The following is a 14,963-nucleotide window of genomic DNA, read 5'->3' on the forward strand; positions in this document are numbered from 1 at the left end:
CCCTCATGGCAGCAGTCTTCGCCACCGGCATCACGCCCGCCGTCGGCCACGGCTCCACGGCCTGGCTGCCCGCACGCGACGAGCAGGTGTCCTTCGTGGTCGAGGGCACGACCACGTACGGCACGCTCCACGTGCCGGCCCGGCGGCGCGGCGAACGCCTGCCCGCGGCCCTCCTTCTGCCGGGAAGCGGTCCCACCGACCGTGACGGCAACCAGTCATCGCTCACGCCGAACACCCTCCGCGACCTCGCCGGCGCGCTGGACCGCGACCGCGTGGTGACCCTCCGGTTCGACAAGTACGGCACGGGCCGCACGGGACTGGGAGCCTGGGCCGACCGTCCTCAGGACCTCGACTACCCGGCGTTCGTGCGTCAGGCCGAGGCAGCCCGCGACCTCCTGCGACACCGTGCCGAGGTGGCGCGCGACAGGGTGGCGCTGGTCGGCCACAGCGAAGGGGGCATGACGGCACTGGTGCTGGCCGCGCAAGCGCCTCGCCACCAGCGCGCCGCTGCCCTGATCATGCTGCAGCCCCAGTCGTTGCGACTGCTGGACGTGCTCGCCATGCAACTGCACGACCAGATCAGCCAAGCCGTCGCCGCCGGAGCACTGACCGAGCAGGAAGCAGAGGTCATCGACCGGGCGATCGACGTGGCTGTCGCGGACCTGCGAGGCGGCCGCGCCGTCGACACAACGGCTATGCCGGCAGCGCTCGCCGCGCTCTTCCAGTCGTTGGCGGGGCCGAGCCGCAAGTTCGTCACCACGGACGACGCGGTCTTCCCGCCCGACGTCGCACGGAGGCTGCCGCCGATGCCGGTGCTGCTGACCTGCGGCGAGCTGGACCCCCAGGTGCCGTGTCACACGACCGACCAGCTCGCATCCGTTGTGGGGCACCGTGTCGTGCTCCCCGGCGTGGGCCACGCGATGACCACCGCCGACGGGACGTTCTCGCCCGTCTTGATCCGTGAGCTCAGCGCCCTGCGGTGGTGACGAGGAATTCGCACGCAAAACAGAGAAGCAGGCAGAGACGAATCTCTGCCTGCTTCTCTGGAGCACGCCGCCAGGGACTCGAACTCCGGACCTGCTGATTAAGAGTCCTCGGGTGGCCCTCGACTGCGGTGGCGAGTGATGCCAGCTGATGCCGTTTCTGCACGTCAGATCCAAGAAGCGGACGCGCAGCCTTTCGTTCTATGCCGTCCTGTGTCGTCGCAGGTCAGGGATCTCGGGCCCGTCACGGGCTCGCATTCAGGGGTCTTGCAGGACGTGACGCGGGCAGTCACGGTGATCACCGCGGTGGTTGTTGGTCTGACGTTTCTCTTCGGGTTCGGCAACGTGCTCAGCCTTGCGCTGCGGCTCGGTGAACCGGTGTGGGTGGCTCCGTTGATCGCGCCTGCGGTCGACTTGTCAATCCTTGGGCTTCTTCTTGCGTCGAGGTATCTCGCCATGCATGGCGCTTCGGCGGAGGACCTTCGGCCTCTACGCGGGTTCACGTTGTTCGTCAGCGTGGTGTCGTTGGCTCTCAACGTGGCTGAGCCCGTGTTGAGCGGCGAGTACGGCAAGGCGGCGTTCGATGCGGTTGGTCCAGTGTTGCTGATCGGATGGGCGGAGGTCGGCCCGCAGGTCTGCAGGCGCTCGCCCGCGTCAGTCCGGCTGCACCCGTCCAGCTTGCGTCCGAACCCGTTGACCTTGATGAGGTGGAGCTTGCAGTGCCTTCGCCGGACGACCTGGTGCGTGCTCGGGGTGCTGACGCGCGGTACTGGGCGTCGCACCTGCGGCCGATTCCGGCTGATGTGCTTCGCAGGGAGCTGGAGATCGGCACCGTCCAGGCACGTGAGTTGATTGCGGTGATCCGCCGTGAAGTCGCGGCCAAGGTGTGTGCTGCGGTTGCCTAGTTCAATCCCATCGGCCGTCGTGCAGGGGAAGGTTCAGCCGGTTCGGGTCTATCTGCCTGGCCCGGAGGAAAGTGCTCATGGATGCGAGTACGGCCCATCGATGCGGAACAGGCCGTAGAGCCGCTCCATCTCGTTCCAGGCCTGGCGAGACAGCCCCGTGCCGCGCTCGTAGGGGTGTACCCACACCCAGTCCATCCACCACGTGTCGCATTCGCGGCTGAAGCCGGACGCGCCTGCGGCGATGGGGAACGTTGCGGAGAACCTCTCTGAGTTGATCAGGACGCCCTGGTAGTTCGGGTTCGAGGGGCGAACGGGCCGAGGTCGTATCCGGTCTCCCGCTTGGACTGCAGCCCGATCTCCGCCACCGCTTGGCGCAGTGCGTGGGTGTTGGGGTCGATAAGCACTCCAGCCGGGCACTTCGCTCAAGACGACCTGCCAGATCTCACCACATACCACCGTCGCAGGAGCGATCACCGGCAGAGCTGTCCCCGACGCCGACTCCCTGGGCCCCAACTCGGCAACGCCCGCGTAGCAGCCCCGTGTGGACGTCCGTGTGGCCCTCGTCAAGTCCCGACCGCGTCTCCGCCGCAGGCCATGAAAGACGCTGCGATTGGCACGTAACCTAACTCGCGCGAGTTTCGGCAATGTGCAGCTGTCGGCCGAACTCAGGCGCTGAGCCTGTTCAGGGCACGAAGTCGGGTGATCAGTTCGCAGACCGTCCTGTCTCCGGACCCGGCTCTGTTGAACTTCTTGGAGAAGTCGAGGATGTCGCCAGCTGTGGAAGGAAGTGCCTGCTGGACGAAGACGTCCTGGTCTCGGGAGATCGTGGATGGGACTTCCATCGGGTTCTTCTCCTTGATGACCGGCATGATGGCGGTATCTGCAGCACCCAAGCCAGCAGCTGTCCGCTCTTGGACCTCGTGGAATGCTTCGTCCAGCAGAGGCGGGACTACGGTCCGCAGGACGGCATCCGCCGCCAGCAGGTTCTTGAGTCCGTCGTGGGTAGGCAACGTCCCGTTGTCTACGAGATCTTCAAGGTGACCGCCTGAGTCCACGCAGCTGTACCCGGCGGGGTACCGCATGAGCAGGAACGCCCGAACATACGCGCTAAACCACAGTGCTACGCAGCCGTACACGGGCGGGCGAGGCGCACGTAGTACGTTGTGGAGGTTCGCGATCGGGAGCTCGCCGAAGTGCATCACCCGAACCCACTCACTGAACTCGCCGTGCGGGATTCTGGTCCGTAGGACGTTAAGCCAGGCGATGATCCACGCTCTTCCTGCGGCGTTCTCGCTTCGTTCGAGTTCGGTGGCCTTCGTCATTGCATCGAGCTGGGCGACGAGGTCGTCGTTCTGCCGTCTGAGTGCTTGTAGTTCGGCTTGCAGCTGTTGATCGGTCTGAGCGTGTTGCTGACCCATCGTCTTGCTGAGCTCATTGGCGTTTGGTAGTGATTCGGGCCTGTGGTGCCGGCCGAGACTCAGCTGATGCCGGTTGCTGGGCAGCAGGTGAGGCCGCACGAGGTTTCGCAGCAGTGCAATCTCGGTATCGCGGTCACGCGCCTGATCGAGTCGAGTCAGTGGGGGCTCATCAGAATGTGGGCCGACGTAGCCCGGTGGGCGCTCGCCTTCCAGGGTCTTCCAGCCATCAGCCAACTCCCAGAGCTTCTCGGTGTGGTCGTCTCTGGAGTAGCGCCCCAAAGGCATCGCGCTCTTGACCACCCAGTCAATCAGTCTCCACTCGGGCAACTTGGTGGCCCTGGACTCGGCCCCGAGCCGGGGGTAGATCCACTGCGTGAAGTTCTGCTCGTACGTCCAGCTGGGACGGTCGGGTTGATCGAGCGTCCATCTCGCGAAGTCGGTCGCGTAGCTGAACCGCAAGCGTAGAACCTCGTTGATCTTCAGGACGTACAGCTTCTTCTGCGCCGACAGCGGATGCTCGCTTGAGAAATCACTCAACTCGCTGGGCAGTCGGCGGCCAGCTCTCCGGTCATCGGTCATCCCATGCGCCCTTAGGTCTCCTACAACGCGCTGCGCCACGGTGTCGCCGGACGTGACCGGCTGCTCTGAAGACGAGATGTACTCGGTCTAGCGGTGGACAGTAAGGATGCATCATCGGCTAAGGGCGTTTGCACTCGACCGGGCGTTCATGGGATTTGCGGAAGATTCGAGTCGGCGAGGAAACTGGATCGCACATCCTCTGCGTTTGCTTGACGTGCTGATATTTTAATATCTTATGCCTTGTTGCGTCCGGGTAGCGCTTGCCTGCCCGTGTTGCTGCTGTGCTCTGGAAGCGTGAAGGTGAGAGTGGAGTCCAAGTTTCCCAGCCGGGACTCCACTCTCTTCCCACTGCCGGCTGTCAGCCCAGAACCTTTGGAGCGAGACATCCGGGGGGCTTTTCTGCGGCGCAGAGAATCTGCCGCCTTGGTGCAAGACGCTACACCTGCCTCGGCGTCCTCGGATACGCGCGGGGGGTCTGAATGGTTCAGGCGGGCAGCGTATTAACAGTTGACGCTAGGTTGAGTCGAGGGTCTTTGTGTGTCCTGAGCTGGGCAAATAGGACTTATGACAAGAGAAGGAGGTGGAATCTTCACCCGGAAGGGGCGCTAAGGCGCATGGCCCCAAAGAATGTTGATCTTGGGTTCGCGACACGGCGGTTCGATTCGCCATCCCGGTTGCGCGGGTTCCGAGGGGAGCGTGATACAAAACGTACTTCCGATCGAACGTACCGCCGCTTCCCAGCCTGGCGCCGTTCAATCGGTCTGCTTGGCCCAGAACCGGTGTGTATGCATCTAAGGAGCGGGAAGTGTTGTACCTGTGGAGAAAGGCGGCCGAGTTCGGCTGTCTGAGTGGTGAGCAGATGCGTCTGTGGCTCTGTTTGCTCTTCGACCTGACGCGCCGAATCCTCAAGGCTGGACAGCGGGTCATTGTGTGGCTCGTCGTCCTCGGTGTGGTTGTTGTAGAGGTTGCGATCGGGATGGACCTACCCACGGCATTCGCGGTCGTTGTCGGCGCGGGCTACATCGCCCGTGAAGCGGCGCAGTGGATCGTTGGAGCAACTGGATCGGCGGCAGACGGACACAGCGCGCACCCAGCTTAAGTCGGTAGTGCGCTGGCGGCCTGAGGCGGAAATGCAGAGATGCAGGTCTAGACGAATCTCGACCTGTATCTCTGCAGCACCAGAAGAACTAGATGGACGAGGCCGTTGGTCAGCTGTCACCGCGCCCGAGCGGCCCGTTGAGACCGCAGGCGCTGCACGTCGGATCCTGTCGGGAGACGACCAGGGCGCGATCGCGGCTCCGCGGCCGGTGGAGTATGGAAGCGGTGTCGGTGTCGTCTTCGTGCAGCGCGGTGACCGCGAGCATGAAATGGTTGACGGCCTCGGCGACGGCGACGGAGTTGAGAGCGATGACGCTGGGCGCGGGAACCTCGTCGAGGTAGCGCGCTAGCCGGCGTTCTTCGCCAGGGTGCATGTCGATCGCGAGGTTGGTCGAGTTGATGAGCCCGTCGCACCACATGCAGGTCTTTCCTGGTACGAGCAGCCGCGTGGCCGCGTGGATCTGCCCGATGGTGCCGTCAGCTCCTACAGGGACCTTCACGCCTGCCTGGGTGGCGGGGATGAGGTAGCGGTGGACGGTCTCGTTCACCCAGTGGCGCGCCGCGTCGGTGTCGGCGGCCAGGAAGATCCAGTCGCAACTGGCGAGCGCTTGCCGCGCGGTCGGGTGCTCAACGCGTTCCGCGATCGGTTCGAGAGTGATCTCCGGGTTCGCTCGGAGCGCGTTGCGGCTGGCGAGGTCGGTCTTGAGTTTGCCCACGTCGGTTTGTTCGGCGGCGATCAGTCGCGACAGGTTCGTCTCCTCGACCTTCTCGTCGTCGATCAGCACCAGGTGCCCGACTCCTAGGCGGGACAGGAACTCGACGAGCATGCTGCCGACGCCACCCAGTCCGACGACGGCAACGCGCAGACGGTTGAAGGTTTCCTGGCCTTGGTCGCCGAACAACCGGGCTTGCCGGTCGTAGCGGAGGTCGGAGACTGTTGCCGGGGCGAGCCGTGGCCGCAGACGTATGAGGTTGTTGCCCGGAACGATCACTTCGGCCAGCTCTGCACGGGCACCGTCGCGGAGCCAGAGGTCGCCTGCCGCCGCTTGTGGTGTGAACACGACAGCGCCGACAACTTGCCCGGTGATCTGCCGCAGAGCGGGATAGCCGCGTTCGTGGCTGGCGAAGTCGACAGGGGAGAACCCGACGCTGGTGGAGCCGAAGTGGTTGTGCACCGCGAGATAAGCCAGTTGCTCGTCCGCGGCACGGACCGCTGCGTCCCGTACGAACTCAGGCGACAACGCGCGGTACCCGAAAGTACCCGCGACATAGTCCACCCCGTCGGTGGCGATGAGGAGTTCCCGTCCAAGCAGGCGAGGCCCACGAGGCCCGTCGGCGATTCCCGCGAGGATCACCGCGCCGTGCTCGTCACCGTCCAGGAAGAGGTGCTCCGAAAGTTCTGCCCACATGCGTGGCGGGAGCGCGAGGCTCCATCCGTCAGCTGGTGGATTCACTTGGTGGCGAACCATTGGATCACCCTCTCTGCTTTCAGGACGGCGTTGTCGAAGCCGTTGCGCCGGTTCGATCGACGGGAGAGTTGGAGTGCGGGTCGGTTCTGCCACTCGAGGGGCTGGACACCGTCGCCGTATGCGTTGCCGTCGACTCGGGCGATCCGGCCGCAGTAGAAGGGGTAGATGTCGCTGTGCGGGCAGGCCGCGTCGATCAGGAACCCGAGCCAGGTGGTGCGCGGGGTGTAGCGGTCCCCGAAGTCCACGTCGCTGACGATGACGACGGCGCCGCCGGCGCCGTCCGGGGTGACCTCGACCGGGTGACCGGTGAAGTGTTCCCGGACGGCGGCGACGGCCTCAGTGACCGCCGGGGTCAGGGGCGTCACGAGTTGTCGTCGGGGGCGACGGCGAGGAACACCTGCCCCGTGTGGACGGCGATCGTGTCGTCGTCGCCGACGACCTCGTAGCGGTTGCCGTGCCTCACGGAGAGCTGGAAGTCGACTTCGACCGCGGCTCCCTGATTCTTGGCCGCTTGCTTGATCTCGAGGCCCGTCATCCGGTGCTCGGTGAGCGTCACCGACTGGTTGTTGACGGTGACCTGGATCTTGACCGGGTGCCCGTGGGCTCCGTGGTCCGTGTGTTCAGTGGCGGTGGACATCGTCGTCCTCCTCATTGGTGCTGTGCCGGGATGCTCCAAACGAGTGTCCCGACTTGCTGTCAGTGTTTGAGAAGTCGAACACTAGGTTGAACGGTAGCACACGTGCTCGACAAGTCGAGTGGTGGTAGAAACGCGACACGAACCAGTGAGGGGTGTGCATGGCACGGATGACGGTCGACGTGAGTCGCCTGCACGCGGCGTTGGATGCCGCGAGAGAGAGCAAAGGCATGTCCTGGCGGCAGCTGGCCAAGGAACTCGGCGTGAGCCCGTCAACGATGTCCCGGTTGGCGAACGACGACGCAAAGCCCGACGTGAACGCCTTCGCGGCGATGGTGACGTGGCTCGGAGTGCCCGCCGAGAAGTTCATGGTGGACGAGGACGATCTCGCGGTCAGGACTGACGAGGAGCCGCCGCTGCTCGCGGAGCTGGCGCCGCTGCTTCGGGCGCGCAGCGATCTGAAGAAGGAAGACGTCGAGCATCTCGAGGAGATCATCGGCTCCGCGGTGCGGAGATTTGCCGCCGAACGGGCTGCGAGGAAGGGCTGACACTCATGAGCTGCCGCTGGACCCAGGCGAAGATGCGGGAGGTGGCCGCAGAGGAGCGGGCTGAACTCGGTCTTACCTGGGATCAGCCGCTCGATCCGTATCTGTTGGCCAAGACGCACGGGATTCGCGTCTACCCCGTCGACGAGCTGCCCGACTGCGAGGGCGCCGAGCGCGCTGTTCGCCACTTCACCGCGAGGCGCACAGATACCTGGTCCGCTGCGCTGGTGCCGGTCGGGCATCGGCGGTTGATCATCGAGAACACGTCCCACGCGCCTGTCAGGCGCCGGTCGAGCATCGCCCATGAACTCGGCCACTTCCTGCTCGAGCACGTCTTCGACGAGGTGCTTCTGACCGCGGAGGGATGCCGCCGGTTCGACCGGGAGAAGGAGAAGCAGGCGACCTTCGTGTCCGGCGAGCTACTGGTGCCGTGGAAGGGCGCCGTCGAAGCAGCCCTCGCCGACATGACGAACGCGCAGGTGGCGCAGACATATGGGGTGAGTGAGCAGTTTGCCCAGATGAGGATGTCCGGAGCTCGTGTTGTGGCTCGAAACATTCGGGCTAAGAAGGGCACGAGAGGTAAGGCGGGTTAGTCACCCCATCGCTGCGATGGCCGCGCTGTCAGGCTTGCCTGGAGCGCGGGCTACTACGACCGTCAACGCGCACGCGGGCTCCCGCGCGACGTCGCCCTGAGACACGTCAGCAACCGTCTCGTCGGCATCCTCCACGGCTGTCTCGCCACCACGCGACCTACGACGAGGCCACCGCCTGGGGTCATAACACCGCCGCGCCAGGGCCTGATCCCTTAATTCCAGGGATGTCTCAGGCTCGCAAACCATGATCCACAACGCAGAAACGGAGGATGAAGATGAACCCCGAAATGCAGAGAAGCAGGCAGAGACGAATCTCTGCCTGCTTCTCTGGAGTACGCCGCCAGGGACTCGAACCCCGGACCCGCTGATTAAGAGTCAGCTGCTCTAACCAACTGAGCTAGCGGCGCTTGTTTGTGTGCCGAAGGCTTGCTCGTTCCGACGACAAGAACGTTAGCACAGTGCTTCCAACGGGTTTTCACGCGGGTCACCCGTTGGACGTCTCGAACCCCGAGTGCAGGAGCCACTGGGCCGCCGCGTAGGTCGGCATGACGCCCGCCGAGGCCACCCGTGCCGCGCGTCCCTTGAGGACGAACCGGCTCGCGCCGAGCAGGGCGTCCGACACCGCGAACAGTGCCGCACCACCAAAAATTCGTCGTGCGCCGGTGCCTCTGGCCGTGGAGGCGGCGGCGACCATCGTGCCGAGCGTGAGGGCGTAGAGGCCTACCGGTTTGCCCAGCGGGCCTGCTGCTTTGGCGAACGCGAGTGCTCCTGCGGCCGACGCGGCGACGATCGGGGCGACGGCTTTGCGCGTGCCCGGTGAGGAGCGGCGGGCGAGGGCCGCGGTGTAGCCGATGTGGGCCGCCAGGAAGCTGAAGAGTCCTGTTCGGAAGGCGCGGTCCGAGTCGCCGAGCAGCGCGATGTCGCCTGCCCAGGAGCCGGCCAGGCCGAGTGCCATGCCGGGGTCGCGGGGTGGGGTGGCCACGGCGAGCGCGGGCATCAGTGCGGTCTTCGTCACAGTGCGCGCGGGGTGGGCGCCGCGCACGGTTGCCGCGATCGAGTCCACGATCGCGGCAACCGCGTACGCCTGCTTCTTCATCGGCTCAGACTAAGAGCCTCAGCTCAGCGTCACCGCCGTGTCGTCGATCACGAACGACGTCTGCAGCGAAGCGTCTTCCACGCCGGTGAACTTGATGGTCACCGTCTGGCCTGCGAACGCGGAGACGTCGAACGTCTTGAGGACGTAGCCCGCGGCCGCGTTCGTGTTCGAGAGAGTGGCGAGGGTGGTGGTGCCTGCCGCGACGGTCAGCTTGTCGTAGACGGTGCTGCCGGTCTCCTTGGTGTCGATGTGGACGTAGAACGTCAGGGATGCCTTGCAGCCGGCGGGGATCGTCACCGACTGGGACAGCGTGTCGGTGTGCGAGGAGCCGTAGCCGTTCAGCCAGGACGACCAGGTGCCGGTGCGGGCGGGTTCGCCGTCCGCGCTGTGCTGGCCGATGACGCCCGAGCTCGCGGTCCAGGAGCCCGTGCCGGACTCGAAGCCAGGGTTGGCGAGCTTCTGGCCCGAGCAGTTGCCACCGGTGGTGCCGACGGTCCAGCTGAACGACGCGGTGCCGCTCTTGGAGGCGCTGTCCGTCGCGGTCACCGTGACGTTCGAGGTGGCCGCGGTGGTCGGGGTGCCGGAGATGGTGCCGGTGCTCGCGTTGATGGACAGGCCCGCGGGCAGGCCGGTGGCGGACCAGCTGTACGGCGCGGTGCCGCCGCTCGCCGACAGCGGCAGGCTCACCGCGGTGCCGATGGTGCTCGACTGGTTGCCGGGGTTGCCGATCGTCACGGTGCCGGTGGCGCTGCAGGTCGGGTCGGCCGACTGGGCGGGCACGCTGATCGCGTCCCAGGCCGCCTTGACCGTGTTGAACTCCGCGCAGCTACCGGGGTAGAGGTTCTTCGCGGCGGTCAGCGTCCACGTGCGGTACTTCAGGTACGAGCTGCTGGAGGTCTTGAGCAGCATGGCGTTGTAGAAGATCTTGATGGCCTTCTCGACGCCCAGGCCGGTGATCGTCGTGTTGTTGCACGTGGTGCTGGTCGGCTGGCCGTTGGCCGGGTTCGTGCCCTGGGAGAGCAGGTAGAACCAGTGGTTGCCGGGGCCGGCGGCCGCGTGGACCTCGGTGTTCGGGATCGAGCTGGAGTAGCAGTTCGCGTGGTTCAGCGCGGACGGGTTGTACATGTTGCGGATCGGGCCGCGGCCGACGAGGTTGATCGTCTCGCCGACGAGGAAGTCCGGGGTGTCGTAGGGCGACGGCTCGTTCGCGAACCACTCGGTGGTGGCGCCGAAGACGTCCGCGACGAACTCCTGGGTGCCCGCGCCGGAGATGCCGCCCGGCGTGTGGTCGTCGATGCCGTGACCCAGTTCGTGCGCGACGACGTCGATCGAGCCGATCCACTGGCCCGCGGAGTTCTTTCCGATCTGGACCTGGCTGCCGTCGTAGTAGGCGTTCTGGTCGTTCAGGCCGACGCGCATCGGCCAGCCGCCGCCGTTGCCGTCGAAACCGTTGCGGCCCAGCCACTGCGAGAGCATCTTCGCCTCGGTCTGCGCCGCGAACAGCACGTCGACGCAGCCGGTCTCGCGGTTGGTCTGGGTGCCGTTGCCCCACGTGTCGGTGGTCTTGGTGAACGTGGTGTTGTTCGCCGCGTCCTGGCAGCTGACGTTGGTCAGCGTCGGGTCCTTGAGCGAGTAGTTCGAACCGGACTGCGTGGTGGCGATGGTGACGGGGTTCGGGCCGTTCCAGCCGCTGGTGCCGGTGCCGTGCATGACGCGTTCCTGCTTGCGCAGCACCTTGCCGGTGGCGGCGTCCACGACCACGTCGAGCTTGCTCGGGCCCTCGGCGTCGCGGCCGGTGACCGTGACCTTCCACGCCAGCGCCGGCGCGGAGTCGAGCGCGTACACGACCTGTTCCGCGGTGCCCACGCCGTCCACAGTGGACATCGTGGTCCGCGCGGTGGCCTCGGCCTGCGCCTTGGTGACGGAGGGCGTGGTGACGGCGAGGTCGATCGGGGCGTTCTGGCTGACGGAGGTCTGCAGGACCTGGCCGGTCGAGTTCGTGACGACGACGAAGTCGCCGCCCACGACCGGGATCCCCTTGTAGGTCCGGTCGTACGGGACGTACTTGAGGCCGTTCGTCGACGAGATGACGCCGTGACGGACGAACTCGTCGTTCGACCCGGCGTGCAGCTGTGCCGGGCGGCTCGCGACGAGGCTGGCGGCCGCGTCCACGGCCAGTGCCTCGGCGGTCTGAGAAGGTTGGGCGACGGCGGTCTGCGCGCCGGTCTGGGTGAGAACGGCCGCGACCAGTGAACCTGCCGCGGCCAGCACGAGTGTGCGTCTCGCTTGCATTTTTCTCCTCGTTGCAGGGCGAACAGACCGGCCCTCGGTTGCAGGGGGAGCCGGGTGTTCGTCGAGGTGAATGTGATGGCGGAGCAGGGAAAGAATGAGTTCAACGGCGATCGTCAACAAGTACTAACTTATTCACACCGATAATTCGTGCGCATTTGTAGGACTTGCGGCCGGGTATTCCTTTGTCGCGCCCGATGTTCGATTTGCCCGGAGAAGTCGGCGCAGAGCGGTTGGCGTGTGTCCGAGGTGTTCGCGCACTGTGCGGGACAGGTGTGCCTGGTCGGCGAACCCGAGGTCGGCGGCGAGCACGGCGAGGCTGGGTTCCCCTTCCTCCAGGCGGTCCAGCGCACGGGAGACGCGCACCCCGTTGCGGTAGCGGGTCAGCGAGACTCCCAGCGAACGGCTGAAGGCGCGACTCAGCCGATACGGCGAGACGCCCAGAAACGCGGCCAGCGGAATCAGCCCCGAAGCCGCCGGATGGTCGTCACCGATCACCCCGCGAGCCTTCGCCACCAACGCTTCCTCACCACCGCCGTCGGGAACAGGCGTGGTGACCAGCTGCCGGACGGCCAGGCCCACCAGCCGGACCAGCTCCTCGCTCCCGTCGTCGCGGACGGCCGTGACGAACCGGCGATGCGCGAGATCGAGCCCGCCGTCCACGTACAGCGCCGATCCGGCCACCCTCGCCGCGTCCCCCGCCAGGGAGCGCCAGAGATCGGGCCGCAGGCTGATCGACGTGCACACGTCCCCACCCGTGGGGTGCGAGAAGTGCTCCTCCTCATCGGGTAAGCCGAGATAACCGACCGTGCGATCCAGGTCCGTGCACACGCCCCGGACACGGCGACGGAACCCACCGCTGCGCACGAGCACGAGCCGCACGTCCGCGCGCGGCTGCTCGGCGGACCAGCCGCGGTGGTCCTCGCGGCAGTCCACCGCGGACGCGCTGAACTCCGGACGGGAGGCGAGAGCGCTGAAGGAGAGCACCTGTTCAGGCTAGGGAGGGGGTCTGACAATTTTCGGCGCAAGGATGTTCAAGACCCAGGGGTGGTCGCGGCGCAGGCTGGTGCCCGCCGACCCAGAAGGAGAAAGAACATGCTCGCCCAGCTCACCACGATCGTCCTCGACTGCGCGGAACCCGGCCCGCTGGCCGAGTTCTACCGCGCGGTCACCGGGTGGACGATCACCTCCAGCGACGACTCCGCCTACCTGGGCGAGAGCGGCGTCCAGCTCGCGTTCGTCCGCGTGCCGGACTACCAGCCACCTCAGTGGCCCGGTTCGGACAAGCAGGCGCACCTGGACTTCCAGGTCGCCGACGTCGCGCTCGCGGTGAAGCAACTGCTCGAACTCGGTGCCACCAAACCGGAGTTCCAGCCCGGCGACGGCCAGTGGACCGTGCTGGCCGACCCGCAGGGCCACCTGCTCTGTCTGGCAGGGTGACGCGCCATGGCCTCCATCATCAGGGAGATCGTCATCGACTCCAGCGCCGACGACGTGTGGAAGGTGATCGGCGAGTTCGCCACCGGCCCGTCGCGGATGGCGCCCGGACTCGTGGTGGACACCCGGTCCGAAGGCGACCTCCGCACCGTCACGTTCGCCGACGGCGTCGTGGTCAACGAACGGCGCATCGGTGTCGACGACCAGGCGCGCCGGATCGCCTACTCGATCGTCGGCGGCTCCGTGGAACCGGTCCACGACAACGCGTCCATGCAGGCCTTCCCCTACGACGAGGGGCGTTGCCGGCTGGTGTGGACCCGCGACGTGCTGCCCGACCGGCTGGCCGAGCCCATGGCCGACTCGATGTCGCGCGGCTTGGAGGTCATCAAGCGGACGTTCGAGAAGTCGTAGTGCGACAAAGGAAAGCTGCGCGCCGCGCGGTGTGCGCTCACGGTCGAGGTCGGCCGTAGCAACGTCGCTTCACCGTGCTGGTTGAAGTAGTAGCTGTGCGCGGTGGCGCACTGGCCGAGTGAGAACACCGTGTTCTGCGTGACCTTGGCGCGCATCCGTCGCAGGAACTCGTCGTTGGCCTGCCGGGTGACCTCGAAGACCGACGAACCACGTGCGTGCATCGCGGTGAACAGACGCCGCATGTGCGTCATCTGGCACTCGATCGTCGTGAAGTACGACAGTCCGCTGTAGGAGTAGGGACTGTTGAGCGACAGGTAGTTCGGGAAGCCCGGCACGGTCACGCCCTCGTAGGCCTGGAACCGGTTCTGCCGCCACCACGCGCCCAGGTCCCTGCCGTCGCGCCCGACCACCTCGAACGCGGGGAAGTTGGTGTCCCAGAGGTTGAACCCCGTGGCCAGCACGAGGACGTCGATCTCGGTGCGCCCATCGGCCGTGACGACTCCGGAGGCGTCGATCCGTTCGATCGCCGACGTCTCCAGCGTGACGTGCGGCCGGGTGAAGGTGCGGAAGTAGTCGTTGGAGAACGTGGGCCGCTTGCAGCCGAACGAGTAGTCGGGCGTGAGCCGGCGGCGCAGCGCGGGATCGCGGACCTGCCGGTGCAGGTGCGCGAGGCACCACCGTTCGGCCAGCCGGTTCACGACCCGCAACTGCTTGTAGCGCACCACTCCCGAGATCATCATCAGCTCGAGCACCGAACTGCCCAGCCACCGCACCGCCCGTTGCGCGAACGGCAGCCGCGCGAACAGCTTCCTGACCGGGCGGGGAACCGCGTAGTCGGGCTTGGGGCTGACCCAGATCGGCGTGCGCTGGAAGACGGTCAGCGCGGAGGCCTGCCGCGCGAGTTCGGGGATCAGCTGCACCGCGGTGGCGCCCGTGCCGATGACCGCCACCCTCTTGCCGGTCAGATCGGCGGGTTCCCAGGCCGCGGTGTGGAGCACTTTCCCCTGGAACGACTCGATGCCCGCGATGTCCGGCTTCTTCGGCATCGACAGGAACCCCGTGGCGGTCACCAGGTACCGCGCGGTGAAGGACTCCTCTCCCGCGGTCACCTCCCAGTGGTCGTCCCGCCAGCGGGCGCCGGTCACCGTCACCCCGAAGCGCATCAACGGCCGCAGCCCGTACTTCACGGCCACGTGCTCGGCGTACCGCTTGAGCTCGGCACCCGGCGCGAACAGCCGCGACCAGTGCGGGTTCGGCTCGAACGAGTAGGAGTAGGTCGAGGACGGGATGTCGACGGCCAGCCCCGGATAGCGGTTCACGTGCCAGGTGCCGCCGAGGTCGTCCTCCCGCTCCAGGATCAGCAGGTCGTGCAGCCCGAGCCGTTTGAGCTCGATCGCCGCGCCCATGCCGCCGAACCCCGCTCCGACGATCACCGCGTCGTACCGCTGGCTCATCCCGGCCTCCCTGAAACGGAATCGCGTGTCAGTTTCGGAACCGTATGTCAGT

General features: G+C 66.3%; 14 protein-coding genes, 1 tRNA gene and 1 pseudogene. 7 read left to right on the forward strand and 9 right to left on the reverse strand.

Annotation, left to right across the window (positions count from 1 at the left end; translation table 11 throughout):
- The first annotated feature begins 5 nt into the window (after nt 1-5).
- Together ACSHWB_RS21690 and ACSHWB_RS21695 are read left to right on the forward strand one after the other, a co-directional pair.
- Nucleotides 6-986 (forward strand): alpha/beta hydrolase, encoded by a 981-nt coding sequence (locus tag ACSHWB_RS21690; protein WP_439663825.1) that lies wholly within the window; start codon nt 6-8, stop codon nt 984-986.
- Between the two features lie 291 nt (nt 987-1,277).
- Entirely contained in the window at nt 1,278-1,835 is a 558-nt protein-coding gene (locus ACSHWB_RS21695; protein WP_439663826.1) for a hypothetical protein, read from the forward strand.
- A gap of 718 nt (nt 1,836-2,553) precedes the next feature.
- Here the strand turns inward: ACSHWB_RS21695 and ACSHWB_RS21700 are convergent.
- A complete protein-coding gene (locus tag ACSHWB_RS21700; RefSeq protein WP_439663827.1) occupies nt 2,554-3,885 on the reverse strand; it encodes a hypothetical protein in 1,332 nt (443 codons plus the stop codon).
- Nucleotides 3,886-4,690: 805 nt separating this feature from the next.
- Here ACSHWB_RS21700 and ACSHWB_RS21705 point away from each other — a divergent pair.
- The gene (locus ACSHWB_RS21705; RefSeq protein WP_439663828.1) at nt 4,691-4,984 is read left to right on the forward strand and encodes a hypothetical protein; all 294 of its coding nucleotides are present in this window, start codon (nt 4,691-4,693) and stop codon (nt 4,982-4,984) included.
- Between the two features lie 109 nt (nt 4,985-5,093).
- Here ACSHWB_RS21705 and ACSHWB_RS21710 read toward each other — a convergent pair whose 3' ends face one another.
- Genes ACSHWB_RS21710 through ACSHWB_RS21720 form a run of 3 tightly spaced genes read right to left on the reverse strand, consistent with a single transcriptional unit; the run spans nt 5,094 to nt 7,089 of the window.
- Nucleotides 5,094-6,545: a ThiF family adenylyltransferase gene (locus tag ACSHWB_RS21710; RefSeq protein WP_439663829.1), complete on the reverse strand. Its 1,452-nt coding sequence runs from the start codon at nt 6,543-6,545 to the stop codon at nt 5,094-5,096.
- Nucleotides 6,434-6,817 carry a hypothetical protein gene (locus ACSHWB_RS21715; RefSeq protein ID WP_439663830.1) on the reverse strand — a complete coding sequence of 128 codons (384 nt, stop codon included), beginning with the start codon at nt 6,815-6,817 and terminating at the stop codon, nt 6,434-6,436. Before ACSHWB_RS21715 ends, ACSHWB_RS21710 begins: the two co-directional genes overlap by 112 nt.
- Nucleotides 6,814-7,089, reverse strand: a complete 276-nt coding sequence (locus tag ACSHWB_RS21720) for a multiubiquitin domain-containing protein (protein ID WP_439663831.1) — start codon at nt 7,087-7,089, stop codon at nt 6,814-6,816. The genes ACSHWB_RS21715 and ACSHWB_RS21720 overlap by 4 nt, the downstream gene beginning before the upstream one ends.
- A 158-nt stretch (nt 7,090-7,247) precedes the next feature.
- On the opposite strand from ACSHWB_RS21720, the gene ACSHWB_RS21725 reads away from it, so the two are divergent.
- Both ACSHWB_RS21725 and ACSHWB_RS21730 read left to right on the forward strand, forming a co-directional pair.
- Entirely contained in the window at nt 7,248-7,634 is a 387-nt protein-coding gene (locus ACSHWB_RS21725; protein ID WP_439663832.1) for a helix-turn-helix domain-containing protein, read from the forward strand.
- A gap of 32 nt (nt 7,635-7,666) precedes the next feature.
- Nucleotides 7,667-8,224: an ImmA/IrrE family metallo-endopeptidase gene (locus ACSHWB_RS21730; protein ID WP_439664646.1), complete on the forward strand. Its 558-nt coding sequence runs from the start codon at nt 7,667-7,669 to the stop codon at nt 8,222-8,224.
- Between the two features lie 333 nt (nt 8,225-8,557).
- On the opposite strand, the gene ACSHWB_RS21735 is transcribed toward ACSHWB_RS21730, so the two are convergent.
- The 4 genes from ACSHWB_RS21735 to ACSHWB_RS21750 form a co-directional block, all read right to left on the reverse strand.
- Nucleotides 8,558-8,631, reverse strand: a tRNA-Lys gene (locus ACSHWB_RS21735).
- Nucleotides 8,632-8,708: 77 nt separating this feature from the next.
- Nucleotides 8,709-9,320, reverse strand: coding sequence for a lysoplasmalogenase (locus tag ACSHWB_RS21740; RefSeq protein WP_439663833.1), 612 nt, complete (start codon nt 9,318-9,320; stop codon nt 8,709-8,711).
- Nucleotides 9,321-9,338: 18 nt separating this feature from the next.
- The gene (locus ACSHWB_RS21745; RefSeq protein WP_439663834.1) at nt 9,339-11,612 is read right to left on the reverse strand and encodes a M4 family metallopeptidase; all 2,274 of its coding nucleotides are present in this window, start codon (nt 11,610-11,612) and stop codon (nt 9,339-9,341) included.
- 132 nt (nt 11,613-11,744) lie between these two features.
- Nucleotides 11,745-12,596: a helix-turn-helix domain-containing protein gene (locus ACSHWB_RS21750; protein ID WP_439663835.1), complete on the reverse strand. Its 852-nt coding sequence runs from the start codon at nt 12,594-12,596 to the stop codon at nt 11,745-11,747.
- Nucleotides 12,597-12,704: 108 nt separating this feature from the next.
- Between ACSHWB_RS21750 and ACSHWB_RS21755 the strand changes: the two genes are divergently transcribed.
- The gene (locus ACSHWB_RS21755; protein ID WP_439663836.1) at nt 12,705-13,049 is read left to right on the forward strand and encodes a VOC family protein; all 345 of its coding nucleotides are present in this window, start codon (nt 12,705-12,707) and stop codon (nt 13,047-13,049) included.
- A 6-nt stretch (nt 13,050-13,055) separates the two neighbouring features.
- A pseudogene (locus tag ACSHWB_RS21760) lies at nt 13,056-13,376 on the forward strand (SRPBCC family protein); the annotation flags it as partial.
- On the opposite strand, the gene ACSHWB_RS21765 reads toward ACSHWB_RS21760, so the two are convergent.
- On the reverse strand, nt 13,331-14,911 hold the full coding sequence (locus ACSHWB_RS21765) for a flavin-containing monooxygenase (RefSeq protein WP_439663837.1): 1,581 nt from the start codon (nt 14,909-14,911) through the stop codon (nt 13,331-13,333). The pseudogene ACSHWB_RS21760 and the gene ACSHWB_RS21765 sit on opposite strands and share 46 nt — an antisense overlap.
- Nucleotides 14,912-14,963: the final 52 nt, after the last annotated feature.

The sequence above is a fragment of the Lentzea sp. HUAS TT2 genome (assembly GCF_051853195.1).
In the GTDB taxonomy this organism is placed as follows: Bacteria; Actinomycetota; Actinomycetes; order Mycobacteriales; family Pseudonocardiaceae; genus Lentzea.

Excerpts from the sequence above, each read along its gene's own strand:
- ACSHWB_RS21690 (WP_439663825.1), top strand. The coding sequence starts at position 6 with ATGGCAGCAGTCTTCGCCACCGGCATCACGCCCGCCGTCGGCCACGGC.
- ACSHWB_RS21700 (WP_439663827.1), bottom strand. The coding sequence starts at position 3,885 with ATGACCGATGACCGGAGAGCTGGCCGCCGACTGCCCAGCGAGTTGAGT.
- ACSHWB_RS21720 (WP_439663831.1), bottom strand. The coding sequence starts at position 7,089 with ATGTCCACCGCCACTGAACACACGGACCACGGAGCCCACGGGCACCCG.
- ACSHWB_RS21725 (WP_439663832.1), top strand. The coding sequence starts at position 7,248 with ATGGCACGGATGACGGTCGACGTGAGTCGCCTGCACGCGGCGTTGGAT.
- ACSHWB_RS21730 (WP_439664646.1), top strand. The coding sequence starts at position 7,667 with ATGCGGGAGGTGGCCGCAGAGGAGCGGGCTGAACTCGGTCTTACCTGG.
- ACSHWB_RS21740 (WP_439663833.1), bottom strand. The coding sequence starts at position 9,320 with ATGAAGAAGCAGGCGTACGCGGTTGCCGCGATCGTGGACTCGATCGCG.
- ACSHWB_RS21745 (WP_439663834.1), bottom strand. The coding sequence starts at position 11,612 with ATGCAAGCGAGACGCACACTCGTGCTGGCCGCGGCAGGTTCACTGGTC.
- ACSHWB_RS21755 (WP_439663836.1), top strand. The coding sequence starts at position 12,705 with ATGCTCGCCCAGCTCACCACGATCGTCCTCGACTGCGCGGAACCCGGC.
- ACSHWB_RS21765 (WP_439663837.1), bottom strand. The coding sequence starts at position 14,911 with ATGAGCCAGCGGTACGACGCGGTGATCGTCGGAGCGGGGTTCGGCGGC.